The sequence below is a fragment of the Chitinophaga ginsengisegetis genome (assembly GCF_900168065.1).
In the GTDB taxonomy this organism is placed as follows: domain Bacteria; phylum Bacteroidota; class Bacteroidia; order Chitinophagales; family Chitinophagaceae; genus Chitinophaga; species Chitinophaga ginsengisegetis.
Window position 1 is genome coordinate 1 of record NZ_FUZZ01000001.1, and the last position, 23,131, is coordinate 23,131.

The following is a 23,131-nucleotide window of genomic DNA, read 5'->3' on the forward strand; positions in this document are numbered from 1 at the left end:
AACACCGCAGTGCAACTGATCTGGAAGATCACGAACGTAACATGTGCGGCCGATAATACGGACACCGTATTAATCACCAGCCTGCTCAAACCAATTATGCGCAGCGCAGGTACCGATCAGATGGAGTGTGAGAAAACTACCTTTGCCCTCAACGCTACCGCTCCTACTGAGCTGGGCGCACAAGGTACCTGGTCGTTCCTCCCTGCTACTGCCGCGGTGACCTTTGTGAATAAGAATGATCCGAAAACCAATGTAACGGTTCCTGCAAACACCGCAGTGCAGCTGATCTGGAAGATTACCAACGCGAAATGCGCGGCTGATAACGTGGATACCGTGTCAATCACCAGCCTGCTCAAACCAATCATGCGCAACGCAGGCGCCGATCAGATGGAATGTGAGAAAACTACCTTTACCCTCAACGCTACCGCCCCTACGGAGCTGGGCGCTAAAGGTACCTGGACCTTCTCACCAGCTACGGCTTCTGTGAAGATTACCAACATCAACGATCCTAAAACTACCGTTACCGTTCCGGGCGACAGCTCTATCCTGTTTACCTGGAAAATCACCAACGCGAAGTGTGCGGCCGACAACATCGATACCGTAAGGATCACCAGTCTGAAAAAACCGGTAATGCGTGATGCCGGCACCAATAAAATAGCATGTGAGCAAACCAGCTTCACCATGAACGCAACTGCTCCTACAGAGCTGGGCGCCATTGGTACCTGGACCTTCTCACCGGCTACGGCTTCCGTGAAAATTACCAACATCAACGATCCTAAAACATCCGTTACTGTTCCGGCAGACAGCTCCATCCTGTTTACCTGGAAGATCACCAACCCGAAATGCGCGGCAGACCTGGCAGATACCGTAAGGATCACCAGCTACAAAACACCTGCTGCCGCCACGGCTGGCCCCGACCAGGAACAATGTGATGATGTCAACTTTATCCTGAATGGCAGCAAACCTGCAGGTTTACATGTAACCGGTACCTGGACAAATCCTGCCGGTACCGCCGGGGTGAATATTTCATCTCCAAATCAATACAACACAACCGTAACTGTTGCAGCGGGTGTTAGCGTAAAACTGGTGTGGAAAATCACCAATGGTACCTGCGCCGCTACTTATGATACGGTAATGCTTACCAACTACGCGAACGCCAATAAAGCAAACGCCGGTCCTGACCAGGCCCTCTGTAACAATACAGGCGACTTCATCATGGCGGCAAATGTGCCGGGCGTACCAACTGCAAAAGGCACCTGGACTGATATCAGCCCGGTACCTGGAAAAGCAAAGATCAAATCACCAAATAGTCCGACTACCGCGGTAACAGTGCCTGTAGGCGATACCGTAATACTCCAGTGGGCTATCGCAAATGGTGTATGTGATACCAGCTTCAGCAGGGTAACGATCATCAACTATAAAGCAGCCATCACGGCAAATGCCGGTCCTGACCAGGAAAAATGTAACACCGCTGCCGACTTCATCATGAAAGCCAGTCAGCCTGGAGCCTCCAGTGCAACAGGCACCTGGACAGATGTAAGCCGTGTTCCCGGTAATGCCGTTATCAAATCGGTAAATGATCCGAATACCGCAGTAACCGTTCCGGTTGGCGATACCGTGATCCTGAAATGGACCGTAACAAACGGTAGCTGTACCAGCACCAGCAGCACAGTTACGCTTATTAACTACAAAACCGCTGCTGCTGCAAATGCAGGAACAGACATTGAAATGTGTAACAACACCGGCGACTTCACCCTGGCAGCAGATCCGGTATCTGTACCAAGTGCCAAAGGTTTCTGGTCTGTGATTAAAGGAAATGCGGCAATCAGGTCTATCAACAGTCCTACTTCCAATGTAAACATCAACGTAGGTGATACGGTTACTTTACGCTGGACTGTGACCAACGGTGTGTGCAGCGCTACCTGGGATGATGTAACACTCATCAACTACAGATTACCGGTACCTGCCAATGCAGGTAGCGATCAGGAACATTGCGATAATGCTACCTTTAACATGAATGCCAGCGATCCTGGTGTTGCAGGTGCAAAAGGTACCTGGATTGTAACCAGCAACAACGCGGCACTGATCAATATCAGTGATATAAACCGGAAAGATGCTACCATCACGGTTCCTGCCGGCGAAACAGCCCAATTAACGTGGGTAGTAAGCAACGGCGTATGCGACGCTTCCAGCTCCAGTGTCACCCTGATTAACCGTAAACCGATACTCGGTAACACCATCCAGGATGATCAGACAGTTTGCGTAACAGAAACGCCAATGGCTATACGTAGTATTGCACTGACCGGTGGTAATGGTACTTACACCTACCAGTGGCAACAAAGCACTGCCGGTGCAAACGGACCATTCACCAACATCACCGGCGCCACCAGCGCTACTTACCAGCCTGGTTTGCTTGCAGCCAACACCTGGTACAGAAGAGTGGTAGCTTCCGGAGCTTGTATCAACAACATCAGCAACGTGGTGAAAATCACCGCTATCACCATCAGCCCGATTGTTACTTTCACTCCTCCGGCTATTACAACGGAATGTGAAAGAGGTAAAGACTACACCACCCTCTTCGGAGATCCGGCGTTCAGTCATGCGCCTTATAACAACGAGCCTCTGACCATTACTCACAATGATGTAACCGTGGTTACTTCGCCTTGCCTCAGTACCATTACCCGTACCTGGACAGCGACAGACAGATGCGGTCTTTCAGTAAGCGCTTCACAAACCATCACCGTGAAGGATACCAAAGCACCGGTATTCACTACACCGGCGCCTGCGGATACCACCGTAGATTGTGATAAAGTGCCTGCTAAAACAGATCAGAAAGCCAACGACGACTGCGCAGGGGAAATCATTATCCCTGTAGTGGAAGTTCGCCAGGATCTGCCAGGCAACTGTTCCAACAACTACCTGCTGATCCGCACCTGGACTGCGAAAGACGAATGTAACACAGGCGTGACCCTGAAACAGGTGATCACCGTGAAAGACATGACCGCACCGGTATTCAACATGGCAGCACCTGCTGATACCACCGTGGATTGCGATAAGATCCCGGCCGGATTTAATCTCACGGCTTCCGATAACTGTACGCCAGGCGTAATTACAGTAGTGCCGAAAGACTCTGCGGCCCGCAATACTAACAACTGTAATAACAACTACGTGATCTATCGTAAGTGGACCGCCTTTGATGAATGTGGTAATGCACGTGCAGTACAACAGATCATCAGGGTACAGGATACTACCAGACCGGTATTCAGCATGCCTGCTCCAAAAGATACCGTAGTAGATTGCGATAAGGTACCGGCATGGCCTGCGATCACCGCCACCGATAATTGCAGCGGCAGCATCCAGGTATTCACCAGTACCAAAACCGTGAAATTACCAGGCAACTGCGCCAGGAACTTCCAGGAAACCAGAACCTGGACCGCTACCGACGAATGCGGCAATAAATCAGTGATGCAGCAGATCATCACCGTTCAGGATACCACTAAACCGGTATTCACCGTAATGCCTCCTGCCGACACAACAGTGAGCTGTGATAACATCCCTGCTCCTGCTACCGATGTACAGGTGTCTGATAACTGCAGCAGCATCGGAAATGGTCTTACCGTATCACGCAGGATCACTACAGAAAGAACACCAGGCGAATGTGCCGGTAACTACCGCATCATCAGAACCTGGATTGCTAAAGATGCCTGTGGTAATACCGCTACCATTACACAGGTGGTAACTGTAAAAGATACAACCAGACCTGTGATCATGCCTGCACCTGCAGATGTGGAAATCTACTGTCAGGATAAAATCCCGGCAGCACCGGTATTAACCGCAACAGACAACTGTGATAACAGCTTCCCGAAAAGAGCTATCTATACAGAAGATCCATATGTGGAAGATATCTGTAACGGATATACGATTGTAAGAAGATGGACTATCATGGATGCCTGCGGCAATAAAGCCAACGACGTAATCCAACGTGTAATTATTAAGCCTTGCGATAAACCGCAACTGGAAGCCACCCTGCCATCCAACTGTTCCGACAACGGCAGGATCGCTTTACGCAAAGTTGGCAATGTATACCTGCCTAGCTATACGCTGGTAGCAGTTACGCCGGCCAACGCGGTAACAGGATTACCAAGAACACAAAGCAACAACGTGTTCAACCTGAACGGCGCTACTTCTGCTTCCTTTATTATTACAGATGGCAGAACAGGTTGCTCTTCCGATACCGTGACTTATAACCTGAACTACATTCAGAAACCAATGGTGAACCTGGGTAACGATACCACTATCTGTGGCGGCAACAACCTGGTACTGGATGCTGGTCCTGCTAACTTCGCCTACCAGATTAAATGGTCTACCGGCGCAACCACGCAGCGGATCAATATTAACCAGGCAGGCACCTACTGGGTAAATGTAAGCAACGGCGAATGTGCCACTACCGATACCATTCATGTAGGTCTGGTACCAACGCCACTGGTCGATATCCCTGATACGACCATCTGCCGCGGCCAAACCGTGAAACTGGATGCTTATGTAAATGGTGGCTCCTATCTCTGGAGTAACGGTTCTACCGAACCTTCTATCCTGGTAGGAACACAGGAACAATTCTGGGTGAAAGTGATGAAGTCAGGATGTATCACCATCGATACCGTGAAAGTGAGCGTGAATCCTCCACCGGATATTAGCCTGAGCCGCGACACCTCTATCTGTCCTGACCAGTCCATTATGCTCACCGTTAATTCAAACGGCGGCCGCATCAAATGGCAGACAGGTGAAACCAGCAACTCTATCGTGGTAAACAAACCAGGCGGATACTGGGTAGCTGTAAGCAGGGATAATTGTGTGGTAAGAGATACCGTAAACGTGAGAATGAAACCAGCGCTCACAATGGAGCTGGGACCCGACAGGAACATCTGCCCTGGTGGCACCATTACCCTGGACGGTACCAACCCGGATGCAGTTTCTTATCTCTGGAACGACGGCGATCCTAACCCGGTTAAACAAATTTCTCAGGCCGGCAGCTATAAACTGGCTGTGATGGATAAATACTGTCAACGTGTGTTCATGGACAGCGTGAAAGTAAACATCACCGGTTTGCCGGTTATCAACCTGGGAAGAGATACTACCCTGTGTAAAGGTGAAACACTCATACTGCGCGCTGAAGGTGGTGGTATTACCGGTGTACGCTGGGATAACGGTTCCGGCGGACCATCCCTCACCGTTACCAACGGAGGTACTTATACCGTAACTGTATTCAACGATTGCGGATCGGCTACCGACGACATCACAGTAGGCTTTATAGAATGTGAACCTAAACCAACCTTGCCAAACGCCTTCTCACCAAACGGCGACGGACGTAACGATGTGTTCAGACCAGTAGTAAGAGGACAAATGTTCGACTACGAATTGCGGATCTTTAACCGCTGGGGCGAATTGATCTTTATGTCGTCCGACAACCATAAAGGATGGGATGGTAAATACAAGGGAGTTCCGGTGGATGTTGGTACATACGTATGGTGGCTTTCTTACAAGAAAGTAGCCGGCGGATCCTCCAACGTACTGAAAGGAGAAGTTACCGTTATCCGGTAATAACGGATACAATCATAAAACAAAAAGCATAAGGCCACCCGGCTTTATGCTTTTTGTTTTATAACTTAGTACCGTTTCATTTGCAAACCGGAAATTGTTTTTATATGAAAGTGTTCGACACCGTAACAGCGGCCATGGAAGATCTGCGCAAACGCGGATACACCACCGATTTCAATCTTGTTTTCGACAGTATTCAGTGTAACAGCGGGAATGTGCGTCCAGAGGATTTTGAAATTACAGAAACCTATCGTTTTGAAGGAGATACTGACCCCGGCGATGAGGCAGTAGTGTATGCCATTGAAACCAAATCAGGACTCAAAGGCGTATTGATGTACGGGTATGGTGTTTATTCAGAAGATATGGCTGAAGATATGATCCGTAAACTGGGTCACCGCTGATACATCTTCTTTAATCAACTAACGGGTCCGGGTATACGTACCCGGACTTTTTTATTATCTCCAAAAACAGAAAAGCCGCGTAGATCTTTCGATCTGCGCGGCTTTTAATTAACCAGCTAACGCTAAAGGTTATATGTTATTGAAGTCCTGCTACTTTCTTGCTCAGCCTAAAGTCAACCATTCCGTTAAACCCTCTGGCGGGCGTGATATTGGGAATCGCCTCACGTAAATCATTACCGGCCGCAGCACTGATCCTCGCGCTGCTGCGAAGGTTCAGGTAACTGCCTGTTGAAATATAGTTCATGGCCTGTTGCAGGTTCTGATCTGAAGTAGTGTTACCCCATGCGATATTTACATAGTCAACAGCTTCTGCATCCACCGGGATACCGGTGTAGTAGCCGCCGTTTCCGTTGGCATTCGTGGTTTCAAAGTTGATGGCATACAGGTCCGCGAGGTATACCGGCTTATGATCATTATCATACATCGTAATATTGAAATCAATAAAGCCAACTGGTTTCCCATATGTTTTCTTGCCGATGAGCCTTACATTCATGTAGGGTTTAAGATTATTCAGCGTTAATTCGCTGGCAGAAGCAGTTTCGCCGGATACAATAAAAAATATATTATCCAGTCCCATGCCGCCTGTGGCAGCGGCATAGTTCACCTGTGCATCCAGTTTGGTAGCGGCCAGGTTCTGCATGATCTTATCGTTATACTTGTAGGTATACATCACTTTACCCGCAGCAGCGGAAGGAGCAAAGGCATTGTCGAGGTACTCCGCTGTAGACGTAGCTCCACCGCCGTTATACCGGAAATCCACGATCAGCTGCTTTATGCCCTGTGCCTTGAATTTGGCGATTGTCTGATCCAAAGCCGTTTTCGTGGCAGTAGCATTGCCCGCATCGTTGGTCACACTTGAAAAAGTATACATCACAAAATAGCCCACCTTGATATCTATGTTGGCGGTATTTTTAACGGTATAAACCGTATCAAACAGCACCGGGTTGATGTTATAGGTAGCTGCATTGAGCGTAAGGGTAACCGCGGTCTGGTCCTGTTTTTTGAATCCCAGCGTGATAGTGGATGCCGTTGAAATAGTATTATAAAGCGAGTTAATGGCAGATGAGGCGCTGGAGAAATTGGTATTGCCGTTTACGGAAGTGATCTCCCACCCTCTTAAAACCCCTGCTTTACCGGCCGGGCTGTTCTTATCTGCATACTTTACAAACAATCTCACTTTACTGGCGTCTGCTCCTGCGGCGAACCCGATGTCAAATCCCAGTTTAGAGGGATTGGCGGCGGCATTCTGTTCCGATACACCGTTCATGAGCTGATTGGTGATAGTGCCATCTTCATCGAGGAAGCTGTAATGATCGTATGCTGCATTGGTAGCCGGATTAATGGCATACCCCTTCATCTCTGTCAGCAGGGCATTTGCATCCGTATACTTGCTGGCCAGGGGATCCAGCTGCGGTACGCTGGAATACCAATAGTAAGTAGGCAGTCCTTTGCTGGCGGTTCGTCCGCCATCGCCGTAGGTTACCTGCATAATCTGGTACATCAGGTATTTCAGGGAATCCTTCTTCAGGGCGTCTGTAATGTCAACAGGTGGCGGAGAGGCGGCTTTATCTTTGTGACAGGACATAAAAGCGCCTGAACACAAGGCACCCGCCAATATCGTTGTAGTTCCCGCAGAAAACAGTTTTTTATACATAAAAACAGTTAAGACGATGGTAGTCAGACTGGCTTACTTTTGGGTGGCCAGTGTTTGGCGTGTCCAGAAGTCGGCTGAATAGTACAAGGCGAAATTATCCGCATACTCACCCGGCATTGGGGGCTTTTCTCCTTTGGCCCGTTTAGCCTCCAGTTCTTTTTTATCCTCTCTCTTCATGGCATTTACCTTGAAATGATAGGCAATGGGCTTATCACTTCCGGCGGGGATGCCCAGCACTTTCAATGGGATTCCCAGTTCACATACCAGGTTACCGGCGGCATCATAAGAAGAGGTGGTTTGAATACCAAACGTATTCTTCACCGGAATATTGCCATCCGGGATGCTGTCGAATCCTTCTACTTTAATCTCCTTTACGTTCGCCAGGAGTTGTTTCTTTAATTCGCCTGCGATGAGCGCCCTGGATTCTTCCGGCACATCGGGCGCGCCGGTATTTATATTATAGGTGAGCGGAAATGTAATCCCCGCGCCGCCTTTTTTCTTCCCGGTAGCGTTGATGGAAACAGTAAGGCCGGAACGCATAATTTTCATCTGGCTCTGCAGATCAGGAACACTAACGATTACGTATAAATTCTCCTGATCGTTGGCTATGGTGTAAAATAACTTGGTTACGTTGTTATAGAACTGCAGGGGTTTGGGCCATTCAGTAGCCTGTCCGTCGATTTTAATATTGGCTGGCGCCCATTTATTTGGTTCACTATCTTGTGCGGAAGCATTTACATACAACAAAAGACCGGCTATTACCCCTGCTCCTGCCGTCAGTGCCCTGTTCATTTTCATGTGCTATTTTTTTCAGTTGCACTACAAGGTTAACAAAGAATTTTGAAAATACGGGCAGAAAAAATGTATATGAGCAAAAAGAATCGGTGAACGGGGGGATATGGCGGGTGAGCATGGCGGGTTTGCGGGGAACTGAAACTGTTCACCCGCAAATCCGTTGTTGCTTTTATTAATACAATAATCTCGTTTTAATCGTATGCTCTACTTCCTTCAGCAAAGCCAACGCTTCCTGTGATAACCTGGTATCCACATCCAGTACCACATAACCGATCTGGTCATTGGTTTTCAGGTACTGCCCCAGGATATTGATTTTGTTGGCAGATAAAGCCGTATTGATAGCAGACAATACTCCCGGCACGTTCTGATGAATATGCAGGATACGGTGTGTGTTTTCAATAGGCGGCACGCTGATAGCCGGCACCGTATGGGAACCAAAGCTGGCGCCCTTCTCCAGGTAGTTGAGCATTTTACTGCTCACGTCCAGGCCGATGTTATGCTGCGCTTCTTCTGTGCTTCCGCCGATATGCGGCGTCAGGATTACGTTGGATAATTTTTGCAGCGGCGTACTGAATGCGGCGCCATTCTTCTCCGGTTCTACGGGGAATACGTCGATGGCGGCGCCGGACAGGCGGCCACTTTCCAGTGCATCTTTCAGCGCTTCCAGGTCTACTACTTCACCGCGGGCATAGTTAATAAAGATAGCGCCGGGTTTTGCATCTGCCAGCACTTCTGCGGTGATCATATTCGCCGTGGTTTTGCTGGAAGGTACGTGCAGGGAAACAATATCGGCCTTGTTGAAGAGTTCTTTCAGGGTGCGTTGCTGTTCTGCATTACCGAGTGGCAGTTTGGTTTCTGCATCGTAATAGATCACGTTCATCCCCATCCCTTCTGCCAGTACGCTCACCTGGCTACCGATGTTGCCGTAACCTACAATCCCCAGTGTTTTACCTCTTAGCTCATAGCTGCCGGTGGCTTCTTTCAGCCAGATGCCGTTATGTGCGGCATTGTTTTTATCCACGATACGGCGGATGAGGATAATAGACAAGCCTATTACCAGCTCAGCCACTGAACGGGTATTGGAATAAGGTGCGTTAAAAACGGTTACACCATGTTCTGTAGCAGCTTTCAGGTCAACCTGGTTGGTACCGATACAGAAACAACCAATGGCCTGCAGTTTTCTGGCCGATTCCAGCACTTTACGGGTAACTTTGGTTTTGGATCGGATGCCCAGTAGATGAACGTCCTTGATTTCATTGATAAGATCCTCTTCACTCAGTGCGCCCGATAGTTTGCGCACCTGGTATCCTGCCGTGGTAAATTCTGCCACCGCAGCATCGCTGATGTTCTCTAATAATAAAATGCTGATCTTCTCTTTCGGATAACTTGTCGACTTTTGCTGGTCCATAATATTATACTAAGTTATATGTGTATCTCTGTGTTGCAATTGGCTTAATAATTGCTGATAGCGGGGAAACAGGGCACAAACCTACTCGAAGTTGAGGAATATTCAAATAGCAGGGGAATCAAATTCGATTTTATCAAAAAAACAGAACAATCAGAGCTGATTTTTAAAGTTTTTCTCGCTTTTTTGCTTAAAAATCAATTAAAAGAATCACAAATCACTGTTTTTATTTGGCAGTCTTTTACTTTGAGTCTAAATTTAGCGCTTTGTATTTTTTGGGTAGAAAATTGAATTAAGAAAGTAGTCACAACTCCTCTAATGAAGCGATTGAAAGCATTAAGTATTATCTTAACCATATCGGGTATTGCAATTATCTCCAGCTGTCAGAGCAATGCAGCAAGAAGGGAAGAAAGTAAAAGGAAAGCAGCAGCAGATTCAGTACGCTTTACTATAGGACTATCAGCCGCGGAAAAAGAAGCCATCCTTAAATCACCGCGTACGAAACAAATGCAACAGGAACTGGAAGCGTTTTACAACGGGAAGCTGCTACGCAGCGGCTTTAACGGCTCCATCATAGTGGCAAGAAAAGGGGTGGTTATCTTTGAAAAATATCATGGCTATGAAAACTCCCGGACTAAAACACCGGTGATAGATAGTTCTTCTTTTCAGCTGGCTTCTGTAACAAAAACCTTTACCGGCGCAGCAGTGATGTGGCTGGTACAAAATGAGAAGCTGAGCCTGGAAGATTCCCTGCAAAAATTCTTTCCCGAATTTCCTTATAAAGGAATCAATGTCCGTATGCTCCTGAACCACCGGAGCGGCCTGCCTAACTATCTTTATTTCTGCGATAGCTTATGGAAAGAGGAAGCCAACTTTATTACCAATGGTGAGGTGATCAAATTAATGGAACAACATAAGCCCGCCATGCAACATTTGCCGGGTACGCATTTCCAGTATTGCAACACCAACTATCTCCTCCTTGCTTCTATTATTGAAAAGGTAAGTGGACAAAAATATGCCGACTTCATGCAGCAAACCATTTTCGGGCCACTGCATATGACCAGCACTTTTGTATACGACCCCTCCTCTGCTGTGCGCGTACATCAAACCCAGAGCCATAAATATAACGGACAGTTTGAACCGGATACTTATTTCGACGGCGTAATGGGCGATAAAGGCATTTACAGTAGTGCCAGGGATATGCTCAAATGGGACCAGGCGCTTTATTCCGGCCAGTTCCTGAATGAAGCAACCTTAAAGGCCGCCTACACGCCTTACAGCAATGAAAAACCAGGTGTCCGCAATTACGGACTGGGATGGCGGCTCATGGTGTATCCCGACAGTACAAAAAATATCATTTATCACAATGGCTGGTGGCATGGTAACAATACAGTGTTCTATCGTTTCATACAGGATTCTACCACCCTTGTTATCTTAGGAAACAAATACAACCGCGGTATTTACCAGGCAGTAAAACCTATACGCGATATCATTGGTCATGGTGATGGTGAAGAAGCGGGAGAAGAATAAACAGTTAAACATCTTACTATAAAAAAACCAGCATAGCTTGTATAAGTTATGCTGGTTTTTTTTAGTGAGATGTGTTACTATCCATGCTTTCTGTTGGGTAGCACGTTATCGCGGGTCCATATTATTTCGCCGGTAAATGCATGGCTCCGGACCGGGCATGCTTCTTTCAGGCAATAGTGGCAGCAGGAAGGAATACAGGGATCCATATGAATAAAAAATTCCACCTCGCTGCCCGCAAACCCTTCATTCACGAGCTTTTCAATCTTCTTCATTTCATCGTGCGCATCATTCAGCTCCAGGTAGTAAGGCAGCGTTACATGGCAATCAATATGATAGTTGTTACCATATTGCTGTACACGCATATTATGAATATCAATCCAGTTCTCCCTGCGGTGGGCCGATAAAATAGTGATCACTTTGTCTACTATTTTCATATCCGTTTCATCCATTAACCCGGAAATAGAACGGCGTAACAACTGGTATCCCTTGCCGAGGATCAATCCGCCCATCACCAGTGATACTGCCGGGTCCAGCCAGGTCCAGCCGGTGAAATGAATAACAATCAACGCTGCAATCAACCCGGCGCTGCTGTATACATCGGTCATGATATGCTGGCCATTTCCCGAAATAGTAATAGAAGAAAGCTGCTTGCCGGAGCGCACCAAATACAGTCCCAGCAGCAGGTTGGCCAGAGTGGTAGCACTTAATACCCATAAACCGCTTTCTATCCGGTGCAGTTCACGTGGCAGGATAAAATACTGGAACGTTTTCACGAGGATCAACACACCGGCGATAAAGATCATAGCGCCTTCAAAGCCGATCGAAAAGAACTCCACTTTGCCATGCCCGTAAGGATGATTGGCATCTTTCGGCTGACTGGCGAGGTAAATACTATAGCAGGCAAAACCTCCCGCCACTACGTTGATAATGGATTCCAGGGCATCAGAAAGGATGGCCACCGAATGGGTCATAAAGTACGCCGAGAATTTCGCCACCGTTAGAATAAAGCTAACAATCAGCGACACCAGTATGACGCGCAGTTCTTTTTTTAGCAAAGGTTCAGTTTTGTGTAATAGTAAAGGGCAAAGGTAAAGGATTATTGGCGTTTGAAAACCACTCCGGGTATTAATAAAAACATAACATAAGGCATGCTGATAAAGCAGTTGCAGCTATTACATTTGCGATAATGCCACGGCATACTATGAAAAAACTGTACTAACCCTTATAAACGTACGAAAATGACCGGTAGTGAATCACATGCCCAATCTGTAATCAATAAAATTTTCGACCTGTATAATACATATGGCCACCAGGAATACGGTGAGCAGGTAACGATGCTGATGCATATGATGCAAGCGGCGCTCATAGCAGAAAGCACCGGCTTTGACGATGAAATGATCGTCGCCGCATTCCTGCACGACATTGGTCACTTTTTTGAAAATGCCCCCCAGATGGGCGGTCTCGGTACCCGCGCACACGACGACCTGGGCAGCGCTTTCCTGCTGGAATGCGGCTTTCCGGAGCGGATGGCACAGCTGGTAGGCAGTCATGTTGCAGCGAAACGCTACCTCACCTGGTCCGACAGCGCCTATTACGACACACTCTCTGAAGCCAGCAAACAAACCCTGGAATACCAGGGTGGCCCCATGAGCGAAGAAGAGGCGCTGGCATTCCGCAGTGATCCTTTATTTCATCAATACATCCAGATCAGGATCTGGGATGATATGGGCAAGGAAACGGATATGCCGGTAAATCCCGAAGACGTAGAGCGGATGCGCGAGAAAACGCTTGCTTACCTGCTGGCAAACAGTACTTCTGATAATAATTAGCACCTGTGTATTAAATTGCAGGTCTATGGATCTGCGCGCTGAAATTTTATCGGAGCACTCCCGTGCCCAATCACTCCACATTGCTGCATGGATAGGCCCTCATCCGGAGCGGTTTGCCGCATTGATACATTTATTCCTGCACGACGAATACCGCGTGGTACAGCGGGCGGCGTGGATTGTGAGCTTTGTGGCAGAAAGGCACCCGGAGTTGCTTACCCCTCACCTGCCGGCGATGGTAGCCAGGATGGAGGAAACAGGTATGCCTGTAGCAGTGAGGAGGAATGTATTAAGGGTATTGCAATACCTGCGCATCCCTGAGTCCCTGCAAGGGCCGGTGATGAACAGTTGTTTTGCCTTCCTGGAAGATCCGCTGGAAACCGTAGCGGTGAAAGCATTTTCCATGACGATACTGGCTAACCTGGCAAAAGATTATCCCGACATCAAAAACGAGATCCGGCTGCTGATAGCAGCAGAGCTGGAAAATAATCCCACGCCTGGCATCCGTTCCAGGGCGCGGAGAGTGTTGAAAGAAATACAATAGCGGGTTACACGCTAAAAGCAAAAGCAGCGCAACAAGGTATAATACCCTGCTGTGCTGCTTTTTTAATGTGATATAACCATCGGCTATGCGTTAGCATCTCCTGCTGCGTCAGCGGCTGGAGGCGTAACGGGCGCCTTTGCTTCTCTTGGTTCTCTTGGCTCCCTCGGTTCCTTGGGTTCTCTTGGTTCCTTAGGTTCTTTTTCCTTCTTTTTCGCTGCTTTAGGAGCAAAGATGGCGATCATACGCTTACCTTCCATGGTAGGCATACTTTCCAGACCACCTACTTCTGCCAGCCTTTCAGCAAACTTCAGGAGAATCAATTCACCACGTTCCTTAAACATGATAGCACGTCCTTTAAACTGTACATAGGTTTTTACCTTGTTACCGTCTTTCAGGAAGCTTTCAGCATGTTTCGCTTTAAAATCGAAGTCATGGTCGTCGGTGTTAGGCGTAAAGCGAATTTCTTTCACTTCACTTTTGTGCGCCTTCGCCTTCATTTCCTTTTCCTTCTTTTTCTTTTCGTAGAGGAATTTATTGTAGTCGATGATACGACAAACGGGAGGCACAGCATTAGGGGAAATCTCCACCAGGTCTAAACCCTGTTCCTCAGCCATACGCAGCGCATCCTCTGTTTTGTAGACACCTACCTCAATATTTTCACCTACAAGTCGTACCTCAGGAACGCGTATCATCCTGTTAGTACGATGTTCTTGTTGTTGTTCCCTGCGGAAGTTGGGGTTTCTTCCCCGGTTGTTGCCGCCAAAACTGCTTGGTCTGGGTCTTTGTTGCATTAAGAAAAATAAAATTAATTAATTAATTGTCCATTTAGTCCGTGGTCCACATATCGTCCAGGGACCAAAAACAATCTTTACAAAAATACGGGGAAAATTACAGCAATTAACATACCTCAATCGAGTAATGTTCATTGTTTTATATACCTTTTTTCCACATTTATGCGATGTTATTCAATTGGCTTCCGGTTTGCTACCTCTTCGTTTATCATAGTGGTAAACTGCCCGAGTTGCATAGTTCCCAAATCACCTTTTGACTGACGACGAACGGCTACTACATTATCAGCTGCTTCTTTTTCACCGAGTACGAGCATGTACGGAATCTTTGCCAGCTCTGCTTCCCGGATCTTCTTACCTATTTTTTCGCTTCTGTCATCTATTTCAGCGCGAATTTCCGCTTTTTTTAGCAATTCTGCTACTTTTTCTGCATACGCCTGGCTTTTATCACTGATAGGCAGGATCTTCACCTGTGTTGGCGCTAACCACAACGGGAATTTACCGGCACAGTGTTCGATCAGTACAGCAATAAAGCGTTCCAGTGAACCAAATGGCGCACGGTGGATCATTACCGGGCGGTGTTTCTGGTTGTCTGCCCCGATGTACTCCAGCTCAAAGCGTTCCGGCAGGTTATAATCCACCTGGATGGTACCAAGCTGCCATTTGCGGCCCAGCGCATCCTTCACCATGAAGTCGAGCTTAGGACCATAGAAGGCCGCTTCGCCATATTCCACTACGGTGTTAAGGCCCTTTTCTGCTGCAGACTCAATAATGGCCTGCTCCGCCAGATCCCAGTTTTCATCGGTTCCGATGTACTTGCTGCGATCATCTTTATCGCGCAGCGAGATCTGGGCAGTGAAATCCGTAAAGCTAAGGCTGTTGAATACATACATCACCAGGTCTATCACTTTCTGGAATTCTTCCTTCACCTGGTCCGGACGGCAAAACAGATGCGCATCATCCTGGGTAAATCCTCTTACACGGGTAAGGCCATGCAGTTCACCATGCTGCTCATAACGGTATACGGTACCGAATTCGGCAAAACGCACGGGTAAGTCTTTGTACGACTTTGGCGATACCTTATACAGCTCGCAGTGATGCGGGCAGTTCATGGGTTTCAGCATAAACTCCTCACCTTCTTCCGGTGTATGGATCGGCTGAAAACTGTCTTTACCATATTTTTCGTAGTGACCAGAAGTCACGTACAGATTTTTATTCCCGATATGCGGTGTTACTACCGGCAGGTAACCGCTGGCCAGCTGGGCTTCCTGGAGGAAACGCTGCAGGCGTTCGCGCAACATGGCGCCTTTGGGTAACCACATCGGTAAACCCAAACCTACTTTTTCAGAGAAGGCAAACAGTTCCAGTTCCTTACCCAGTTTGCGGTGATCACGTTTCTTGGCTTCCTCTATCAGGGCCAGGTATTCATCCAGCTCTTTCTGATTAGGGAAGGTAATGCCGTAGATGCGGGTAAGCATCTTATTTTTTTCACTGCCGCGCCAGTAAGCGCCTGCAATGCTGGTAAGCTTGATGGATTTGATAAAGCCGGTATTCGGAATATGCGGTCCGCGGCAAAGATCTGTGAATCCGCCCTGGGTATAGAAAGTGATGCTTCCGTCAGGTAATTCATTGATCGTTTCTATTTTATACGGATCGCCTTTTTCAGTAAAATAAGTCAGTGCATCTGCCTTACTTACTTCTTTGCGCACGTATTCGCTGTTGTGTTTAGACAGCTCCACCATTTTTGCTTCGATCGCTTTCAGATCTTCTTCAGAAATGGTGCGGTCGCCCAAATCAATATCGTAATAGAATCCGTTTTCAATTGAAGGGCCATAGCCGAGTTTTACGCCGGGGTACAGGGCTTCCAGTGCTTCGGCCATCAGATGCGCCGAGGAATGCCACATTGTTGCTTTACCATCCTTATCCACCCACGTCAGCAGCTGCAGCGTGCTATCCGTCAAAATCGGGCGTGTAGCATCCACTACCTGCCCGTTAACATTTGCTGCCAATACTTTGCGTGCCAATCCTTCGCTGATGGATTTGGCAATGTCCAATGCAGTTACTCCTGATTCATACTGACGAACTGCGCCATCCGGAAAAGTGATATTTATCATACGTTTTGCTGTTAGCGCCATACTTTTTCATATGGGCTATATTTCCTTTATAAAATGTTTGCGAAGTTAAGAAATAGTTTGTTAGCATTTAGATAACCATGTCCTTGAACTTAAGGATTTTAAAAATAAATATTTATACAGCGGTGTGAACACAGTTGAATTATACATTTATAATTACAAATCATTACAACAAAGGTACTATTACTTATCGCTGCCGCAATACCCAGGCATCCGTCCTTATAGGATAAGCCGTAGATAACCCGTATATAAGCCGTAGTTAAGCCGTATATAAGCCATACCTATAAGATACGGTTTATCTATGGTTTATCAGTGTCTGTATTATAAGTGTAATATAAGGTTTGTAAAGGTCTCCTCTGCGTAGAACCAGTTCCATAGTCGGGTAACATCTGCAGAATCATCGGGCATATGAGGCTCAAAATCCTTTCGGGAGTACAATCCAGGCAATAATCCAAGTGCTGTTCTTAGCTCATTTATTTCAAAATATCATTCGTACTTAGAAGATAATAATGGGAAATCGCATTTGATATATTTAAAAGAAATATCTGTAATAACTGCGATATCGGAATAAAGAATAAATTAATTTTAATCCTGTAATAAAAAAACATTACATATGACAATTGGAAACTTAAAACTGTATGACATCTTCCGCAAGGATTTGCATTTGTCGGACGACAAAGCCCTGGAAGTTGTAAACGCAATGGATGATCATTATGAGAGGAAATCATCCGCGAAAATTGAGCAACTGGCTAATAAAGGCGAGTTGTTGGCCGTTAAAAACGAACTAAAGCAGGACATCCACACGCTCGCCACCAGGATGGATCTGATGGCCACTAAAGAGGAGTTATCAGAGGTTAAAAATGAACTTAAGCAGGAAATCCACACGCTGGCTACCCGCATGGATCTGATGGCCACTAAAGAGGAGCTGTCGGCTGTTAAAACAGGGTTAACGCTGGATATCCAGAAGGTCAAATCAGAATTGACTGTGGACATCCAAAAAGTTAAAACGGACTTGACAATGGATATCCAGAAGGTTAAATCAGAATTGACTGACACGATCAACCATGTCAAAGCAGAGCTGATCAACACGATTCACAAATCGGTACACTACGCCGCCATTGCCCAGTTTATTGCTATAGTGGCTGCTTTGGTAGGAATCATCAGGTACTGCCTGGTGAGATAATGCCCCGCTACTATCACCCCATTTGTATGTACTATCACCCTTCCTGAATTCACTGTACTATCACCCCTTTGAATTCCGGATCAGAACTTAAAATTATACGTCACCGACGGTAACACCGGAAACAACGATACCTGCTTCGCACTCACCTTCAACGTGCCATCTATCGCACTCCCCTCCTGGTCAAAGTAAATGAAATAAGGATTTTTCCTGCTGTAAACATTATACACAGAAAACGTCCAGCTGCCTTTAACACGCTTATTGGGCCTTTTAGACACCGGCGTGTATATAGCCGACAGGTCCAGCCGGTGATAGGCATCCAGCCTGTAAGAGTTAATGCTGCCGTAACCCTGTACCAGCGTGCCTTCTATAAAATAGAACTTTTCCGGTAACGTAGTGGTATTACCGCTGCCGTAAATAAACACAGCCGACACAGTCCACCGTTTACTCAGGTCGTAAGTGCCTACCAGCGACAAATCATGACGGCGATCGTACTTTGCGGGATAACGGTTGCCATCATTCAGCGCAGGAAATTGCCGCCACGTCCAGGCCAGCGTATAGCCCAGCCAGCCCGTAAACCGCCCCTTCTTTTTGTTTACAAATAATTCCATACCGTAAGCCTCGCCTTTCCCAAAAACGAAGTCCAGTTCCGGATCATTCAAGGAAGGCGTATATCCTTCCCGGTATTCAATCTGGTTTTGCAGGCTCTTGTAGTATACCTCTGCAGAGGCTTCATACATATTGTTGTTGAAGTTGCGGAAGTACCCGGCGGAATATTGCCAGGAAATCTGCGGCTGCACCACGTAAGTGCTGGGCACCCAAACGTCCGTAGGCAAAGTAGTTCCGGCATTGGATACGAGGTGAATAAACTGGTAATTACGGGTGGCAGAAGCTTTTACGGAGCTTTCCTCGTTCCACGACCATCGCAGGAGGACCCGCGGCTCAAAGCCACCATGACGGGATATCGGCTGCCAGCGCCGGTACACGATGCTATCTGTTTTATTCCCTGCGGCATCACGGGTGTAGCGGGTATAGGGGCCTATCTGCATAAAGCCGCTGTAGCGCACGCCCACGTTCAGTTGCAGCCGGGGAGATATTTCCCAGTCGTCCATCAGGTACAACGCCACCTCATGGGCATATTTCTTAAACACGTTCTCCGGGGAGAACCTGGTGGAATCCTGCTCCCCGCTGATGGTAGACGGCGTAAAAGTGTGATAGATATAGTTGCCGCCAAAACGGATGTGGTGCTTTACATGCGCATAGTAATCGAAATCTGTTTTCAGGTTCATATCGCTGATGCCGGAAGACAACCTGATATCAAAATTATTCTGCAGCGCGCTGAACTGAAATTTATAATCATTGTAGATGAGGGAAGTATTGGCAAACAGCTTCTGACTGAATACATGATTCCACCGCAAAGTAGCCGTGGTATTGCCCCAGGGAATCTTTACATCAAAGGAACGGTCCTGGTTATTAAAGCTGAATACATCTTTCCCAAGATAACCGCTCAGGTAAATACGGTCTTTATCAGAAATAGCGTAGTTCATCTTTACATTCAGATCGTAGAAGTAATAACCCGAACCCTTATACGAAGTATTATTAATGAATGGTTTTGTAACGAGGTCGATATAAGTTCGGCGGCCGCTGACGATAAAGGAGGCTTTATCTTTTTTCAGCGGTCCCTGGAAAGACAGCCGGGAAGAGATCAGCCCTATTCCCCCTTCTCCCTGGAAATTTTTATTATTCCCCTCCTTCATGGCGATATCCGCCACAGACGACAACCGGCCGCCATAATTGGCTGGCATACCACCTTTGATGAGGGTGGTGCTCCGGATGGCATCTGCATTGAAGACAGAGAAAAAGCCAAAGAGATGGCCTGTATTATACACCGGGGCTTCATCGAGCAGGATAAGATTTTGATCGGCTCCGCCACCACGCACATAAAAACCGGCATTCCCTTCACCGGCGGCCTGTACGCCCGGCATAAGCTGCAGGGCTTTGAGCACGTCCACCTCTCCCATTAATGCGGGCAGTTTCTTTATCTGTACCGCCGTTAACTCCGCCTTGCCCATGTCGGTACTTTTTACATTGGCGTCTTTTCTTTTGTCGGTGACCACCACTTCCTTTGCCTGGTACGAACGTGGGTACAGTTGCAGGTGCTGGGTGGTATTCCCATCCAGGGTAAGCGCTACTGCTTTGGATTCATAGCCCAGAAAAGAATACAGCAGGATGTAATTGCCGGCCGGCAGGGTGATAGAATAAAATCCGTAGTTATTGGTATGTACCCCGTTGGTGGAGTGCAGCACCTGCACGGTGGCGCCGGGGAGTGATTCACCATTGGTACTGTCTTTAATAAAACCGCTTACGGTAAATTGTTGTCCCGCTGTTTCATTAAAGAAACATAGCAAAAAGAAGAACAATAAAAAGGGACTATATCGTGTGAACATACCGTAAATCATGAGCAGCAAATGCAAAAGTAATTTACGATTTACTGCGCACGATCCAACGATTACTTATTATTTATAGCTCAGGCTATCTTTGGTTTCACCGCAGGTGAGCATCTTATGACCGAAGTAAGGATTCTGTATGTCTGCCTTGTCGCTGAGCCAGTAAGCGCCTTTGTCATCAAAGGCCATCGGGCAGTATTGGTGATAAATAGTATGACCTTTCAGGCCTGTATTCTTCACAAGGTCGAACAGCATATCGGATACCATCTGGAAAGCCGCTCTTTTACCATCGAGTTCCGTTTCTCCTGCCAGCCCGGCTAATTCGGCGCTTACGCTGCCGGTGATGCCGGTAATATTGGCCAGGTGGCTGCTATCCATCTGTAAAAGGTTCACCGGGAGACTGTCCACATGCCCTTTGAGCGCCGCAGCAGCGGTGTTGGCAGCGGTGCTATCGGCCTGTACCAGCGCATCCGAAAGTTTATAATACGATTGCATAGTGGCGCCGAGTGAGTCGTAAAATACGTGGCTATATGGCGCCTGTAACGCGGTAGAAGCGCCTGCCGCTGCTGCCTCCTCCTTCGGGGCGGCCTGCTGGTTGCAGGCAAACAGGGCCGCACTCAGCATCAGTAAGCCAACCGGAACGCATACTTTAAAATTCATAATCTTACACTTTGCAACAAAACTAAATAAAATGACCGGATTGTTTCTCAGGAGTACTGAATTTGAGTAGGTTAAAGTCCGCATTTTTCCTTAACTTTGCACGTTTTTTATCCAATTTTTTTATTTTTTATGTTGATCGCATTACAGGACATTACGTTTGAGTTTGGGTCCAGGGTTATTCTGGAAAATTCCTCGTGGCATATAGAACCGGGCGACCGTGTGGGGCTTATCGGGTTGAATGGTACCGGCAAATCTACCCTGTTGCGCATTATCAATGGGGAATATTCCATTTCCAAAGGAAGTGTTAATAAAAGTAAAAGTCTGACGATTGGCTTCTTTAACCAGGACCTGCTCAGCTTTGAAACCGATGAATCTATCCTTACCGTAGGCATGATGGCCTTTGGCAAAGCGCTGGAGCTGGAGAAAGACATTGAGCGTATTACCCGGGAACTGGAAGACAGCCAGACAGAAGAACTGTTGCACGAATTCAGCGATAAACTGCATGAATTTGAAGCGCTCGACGGCTACAACATGAAACACAAAACGGCACAGGTGCTGGAAGGTCTTGGTTTTACCACCTCCGACCTGGAACGGCCATACAGCCAGTTTTCCGGTGGATGGCGTATGCGTGTGCTCCTGGCCCGTCTTATCCTGCAGCAACCGGATGTGCTGATGCTCGATGAGCCCACGAACCACCTGGATCTTCCCTCCATCGAATGGCTGGAAAGGTACCTGGTAGGGTACAACGGCGCCGTGATCATTGTATCGCATGACCGTTTCTTCCTGGATCGTATGGTGAACAAGATCGTGGAAGTATACCAGCAGCAGCTGCACCACTACGCCGGTTCTTACGCCGACTATGAAGTGGAAAAGGAACTGCGCCGCGAAATGCAGCAACGTGCTTACGAAAACCAGCAGGACTATATCCGCCAGCAGGAACGTTTTATTGAGCGCTTTAAAGCCAAAGCATCCAAAGCAGCCCAGGCACAGAGTATCGCCAAAAGGCTCGATAAACTGGAGCGTGTGGAACAAACCGATAACGGTCCCTCTAAAATTAAAATCAACTTCACCGTAGATAAAACGCCTGGTAAGATCTTATGTACCCTGAATAATATCAGTAAAAGCTTCGGCAAGATAGAGATCTTAAAAAATACCAGCGCTGAAATCAACCGTGGTGATAAAATAGCCTTAATCGGCGCCAATGGTAAGGGTAAGTCTACCCTGCTGCGGATCATCTTTGGTATGGAGCCGATGGAAGGTGAACGGGTACCCGGTCATAACGTGGTAACCAGCTTCTATGCACAGCACCAGCTGGAATCACTGGACATGAACAGCGAAATACTGGATGAACTGAAAAACTTTGGCAGCGGCCGTACAGAGCTGGAACTACGCCAGTTGTTAGGCTGCTTCCTCTTTACCGGCGATGATGTATTTAAAAAGATCAAGATCCTGTCCGGAGGTGAAAAGGCCCGTGTGGCGCTGGCAAAAACCATTATCAGCCAGGCCAACTTCCTGATGCTGGATGAGCCCACGAACCACCTGGACATGAACTCCGTGCAAATGCTGATAGATGCCCTTAACAAATACGACGGCAGCCTGGTACTGGTATCGCACGACCGTTACTTCGTAAGCCAGACCGCCAACAAGATCTGGGAAATCGTTGACGGTGAAATCAAGGAGTTCAAAGGTACCTACAACGAATACGAAGAGTGGAAAAAGAGAATGGCTGCCCAGCAACAGCCCGGCAATGCCAAAGCCACTAACAATAACGCAGATACGAAAAAAGAAAGCCGCCAGCAAGCCTCCGCCCCTGCTGCAGATGCAGGCAAAGGCGCTATCAACAAAGACGTACAGCGTGAACTGCAGAAACAACAAAAACAGTTTTCACAGGTAGAAGGCCAGGTGGCCAGCCTGAAGGAACGTAAAGCCGGCCTGGAAGCCAGCCTGGGTTCTCCTGAAATCTATAACGATAAAGCTAAATTTGCCCAGGTAGAAAGCGAATACCAGGATGTTCAGAAATACCTGGACAGGGCCAATCAGCAATATGAGCAGTTATTTGAGAAAATAATGCAGCTGGAAGCGAACCTTATCAGTTAGTAATTTTGTTATACAGG

Annotated in this window: 15 protein-coding genes; 7 read left to right on the plus strand and 8 right to left on the minus strand. The window is 47.4% G+C overall.

Annotated elements, in window-relative coordinates:
- A partial coding sequence (locus B5Z18_RS00005) for an HYR-like domain-containing protein (protein WP_079467373.1) occupies positions 1 to 5,598 on the plus strand: 5,598 nt, incomplete at its 5' end.
- Positions 5,599 to 5,702: 104 nt separating this feature from the next.
- On the plus strand, positions 5,703 to 5,996 hold the full coding sequence (locus B5Z18_RS00010) for a hypothetical protein (protein ID WP_079467374.1): 294 nt from the start codon (positions 5,703 to 5,705) through the stop codon (positions 5,994 to 5,996).
- Positions 5,997 to 6,132: 136 nt separating this feature from the next.
- Here the strand turns inward: B5Z18_RS00010 and B5Z18_RS00015 are convergent, their stop codons facing one another.
- From B5Z18_RS00015 to serA, 3 genes are all read right to left on the minus strand, one after another.
- On the minus strand, positions 6,133 to 7,710 hold the full coding sequence (locus tag B5Z18_RS00015) for a S41 family peptidase (RefSeq protein ID WP_079467375.1): 1,578 nt from the start codon (positions 7,708 to 7,710) through the stop codon (positions 6,133 to 6,135).
- A 33-nt stretch (positions 7,711 to 7,743) separates the two neighbouring features.
- On the minus strand, positions 7,744 to 8,508 hold the full coding sequence (locus B5Z18_RS00020) for a hypothetical protein (protein ID WP_079467376.1): 765 nt from the start codon (positions 8,506 to 8,508) through the stop codon (positions 7,744 to 7,746).
- Positions 8,509 to 8,677: 169 nt separating this feature from the next.
- Entirely contained in the window at positions 8,678 to 9,913 is a 1,236-nt protein-coding gene (serA, locus tag B5Z18_RS00025) for a phosphoglycerate dehydrogenase (RefSeq protein WP_079467377.1), read from the minus strand.
- A 315-nt stretch (positions 9,914 to 10,228) separates the two neighbouring features.
- Here serA and B5Z18_RS00035 point away from each other — a divergent pair, with 315 nt between their 5' ends.
- Positions 10,229 to 11,440, plus strand: coding sequence for a serine hydrolase domain-containing protein (locus B5Z18_RS00035; RefSeq protein WP_227024529.1), 1,212 nt, complete (start codon positions 10,229 to 10,231; stop codon positions 11,438 to 11,440).
- A gap of 77 nt (positions 11,441 to 11,517) precedes the next feature.
- Here B5Z18_RS00035 and B5Z18_RS00040 read toward each other — a convergent pair whose 3' ends face one another.
- Positions 11,518 to 12,495, minus strand: a complete 978-nt coding sequence (locus B5Z18_RS00040; RefSeq protein ID WP_079467379.1) for a cation diffusion facilitator family transporter — start codon at positions 12,493 to 12,495, stop codon at positions 11,518 to 11,520.
- Positions 12,496 to 12,678: 183 nt separating this feature from the next.
- Here B5Z18_RS00040 and B5Z18_RS00045 point away from each other — a divergent pair, with 183 nt between their 5' ends.
- Both B5Z18_RS00045 and B5Z18_RS00050 read left to right on the plus strand, forming a co-directional pair.
- Positions 12,679 to 13,269, plus strand: coding sequence for an HD domain-containing protein (locus B5Z18_RS00045; RefSeq protein ID WP_079467380.1), 591 nt, complete (start codon positions 12,679 to 12,681; stop codon positions 13,267 to 13,269).
- Positions 13,270 to 13,294: 25 nt separating this feature from the next.
- On the plus strand, positions 13,295 to 13,810 hold the full coding sequence (locus B5Z18_RS00050) for a hypothetical protein (RefSeq protein WP_079467381.1): 516 nt from the start codon (positions 13,295 to 13,297) through the stop codon (positions 13,808 to 13,810).
- Positions 13,811 to 13,893: 83 nt separating this feature from the next.
- On the opposite strand, the gene infC is transcribed toward B5Z18_RS00050, so the two are convergent.
- Entirely contained in the window at positions 13,894 to 14,601 is a 708-nt protein-coding gene (gene infC, locus B5Z18_RS00055) for a translation initiation factor IF-3 (protein WP_079467382.1), read from the minus strand.
- A gap of 170 nt (positions 14,602 to 14,771) precedes the next feature.
- Positions 14,772 to 16,712, minus strand: coding sequence for a threonine--tRNA ligase (gene thrS / locus B5Z18_RS00060; RefSeq protein WP_079467383.1), 1,941 nt, complete (start codon positions 16,710 to 16,712; stop codon positions 14,772 to 14,774).
- Positions 16,713 to 17,343: 631 nt separating this feature from the next.
- Between thrS and B5Z18_RS00065 the strand changes: the two genes are divergently transcribed.
- Positions 17,344 to 17,913, plus strand: a complete 570-nt coding sequence (locus B5Z18_RS00065; RefSeq protein ID WP_079467384.1) for a hypothetical protein — start codon at positions 17,344 to 17,346, stop codon at positions 17,911 to 17,913.
- An 80-nt stretch (positions 17,914 to 17,993) separates the two neighbouring features.
- Here the strand turns inward: B5Z18_RS00065 and B5Z18_RS00070 are convergent, their stop codons facing one another.
- Together B5Z18_RS00070 and B5Z18_RS00075 are read right to left on the minus strand one after the other, a co-directional pair.
- The gene (locus B5Z18_RS00070; protein ID WP_079469918.1) at positions 17,994 to 20,357 is read right to left on the minus strand and encodes a TonB-dependent receptor; all 2,364 of its coding nucleotides are present in this window, start codon (positions 20,355 to 20,357) and stop codon (positions 17,994 to 17,996) included.
- A gap of 69 nt (positions 20,358 to 20,426) precedes the next feature.
- The gene (locus B5Z18_RS00075) at positions 20,427 to 21,017 is read right to left on the minus strand and encodes a DUF3347 domain-containing protein (RefSeq protein ID WP_159454128.1); all 591 of its coding nucleotides are present in this window, start codon (positions 21,015 to 21,017) and stop codon (positions 20,427 to 20,429) included.
- Between the two features lie 129 nt (positions 21,018 to 21,146).
- Here B5Z18_RS00075 and B5Z18_RS00080 point away from each other — a divergent pair, with 129 nt between their 5' ends.
- On the plus strand, positions 21,147 to 23,114 hold the full coding sequence (locus tag B5Z18_RS00080; protein WP_079467386.1) for an ABC-F family ATP-binding cassette domain-containing protein: 1,968 nt from the start codon (positions 21,147 to 21,149) through the stop codon (positions 23,112 to 23,114).
- Positions 23,115 to 23,131 lie beyond the last annotated feature (17 nt).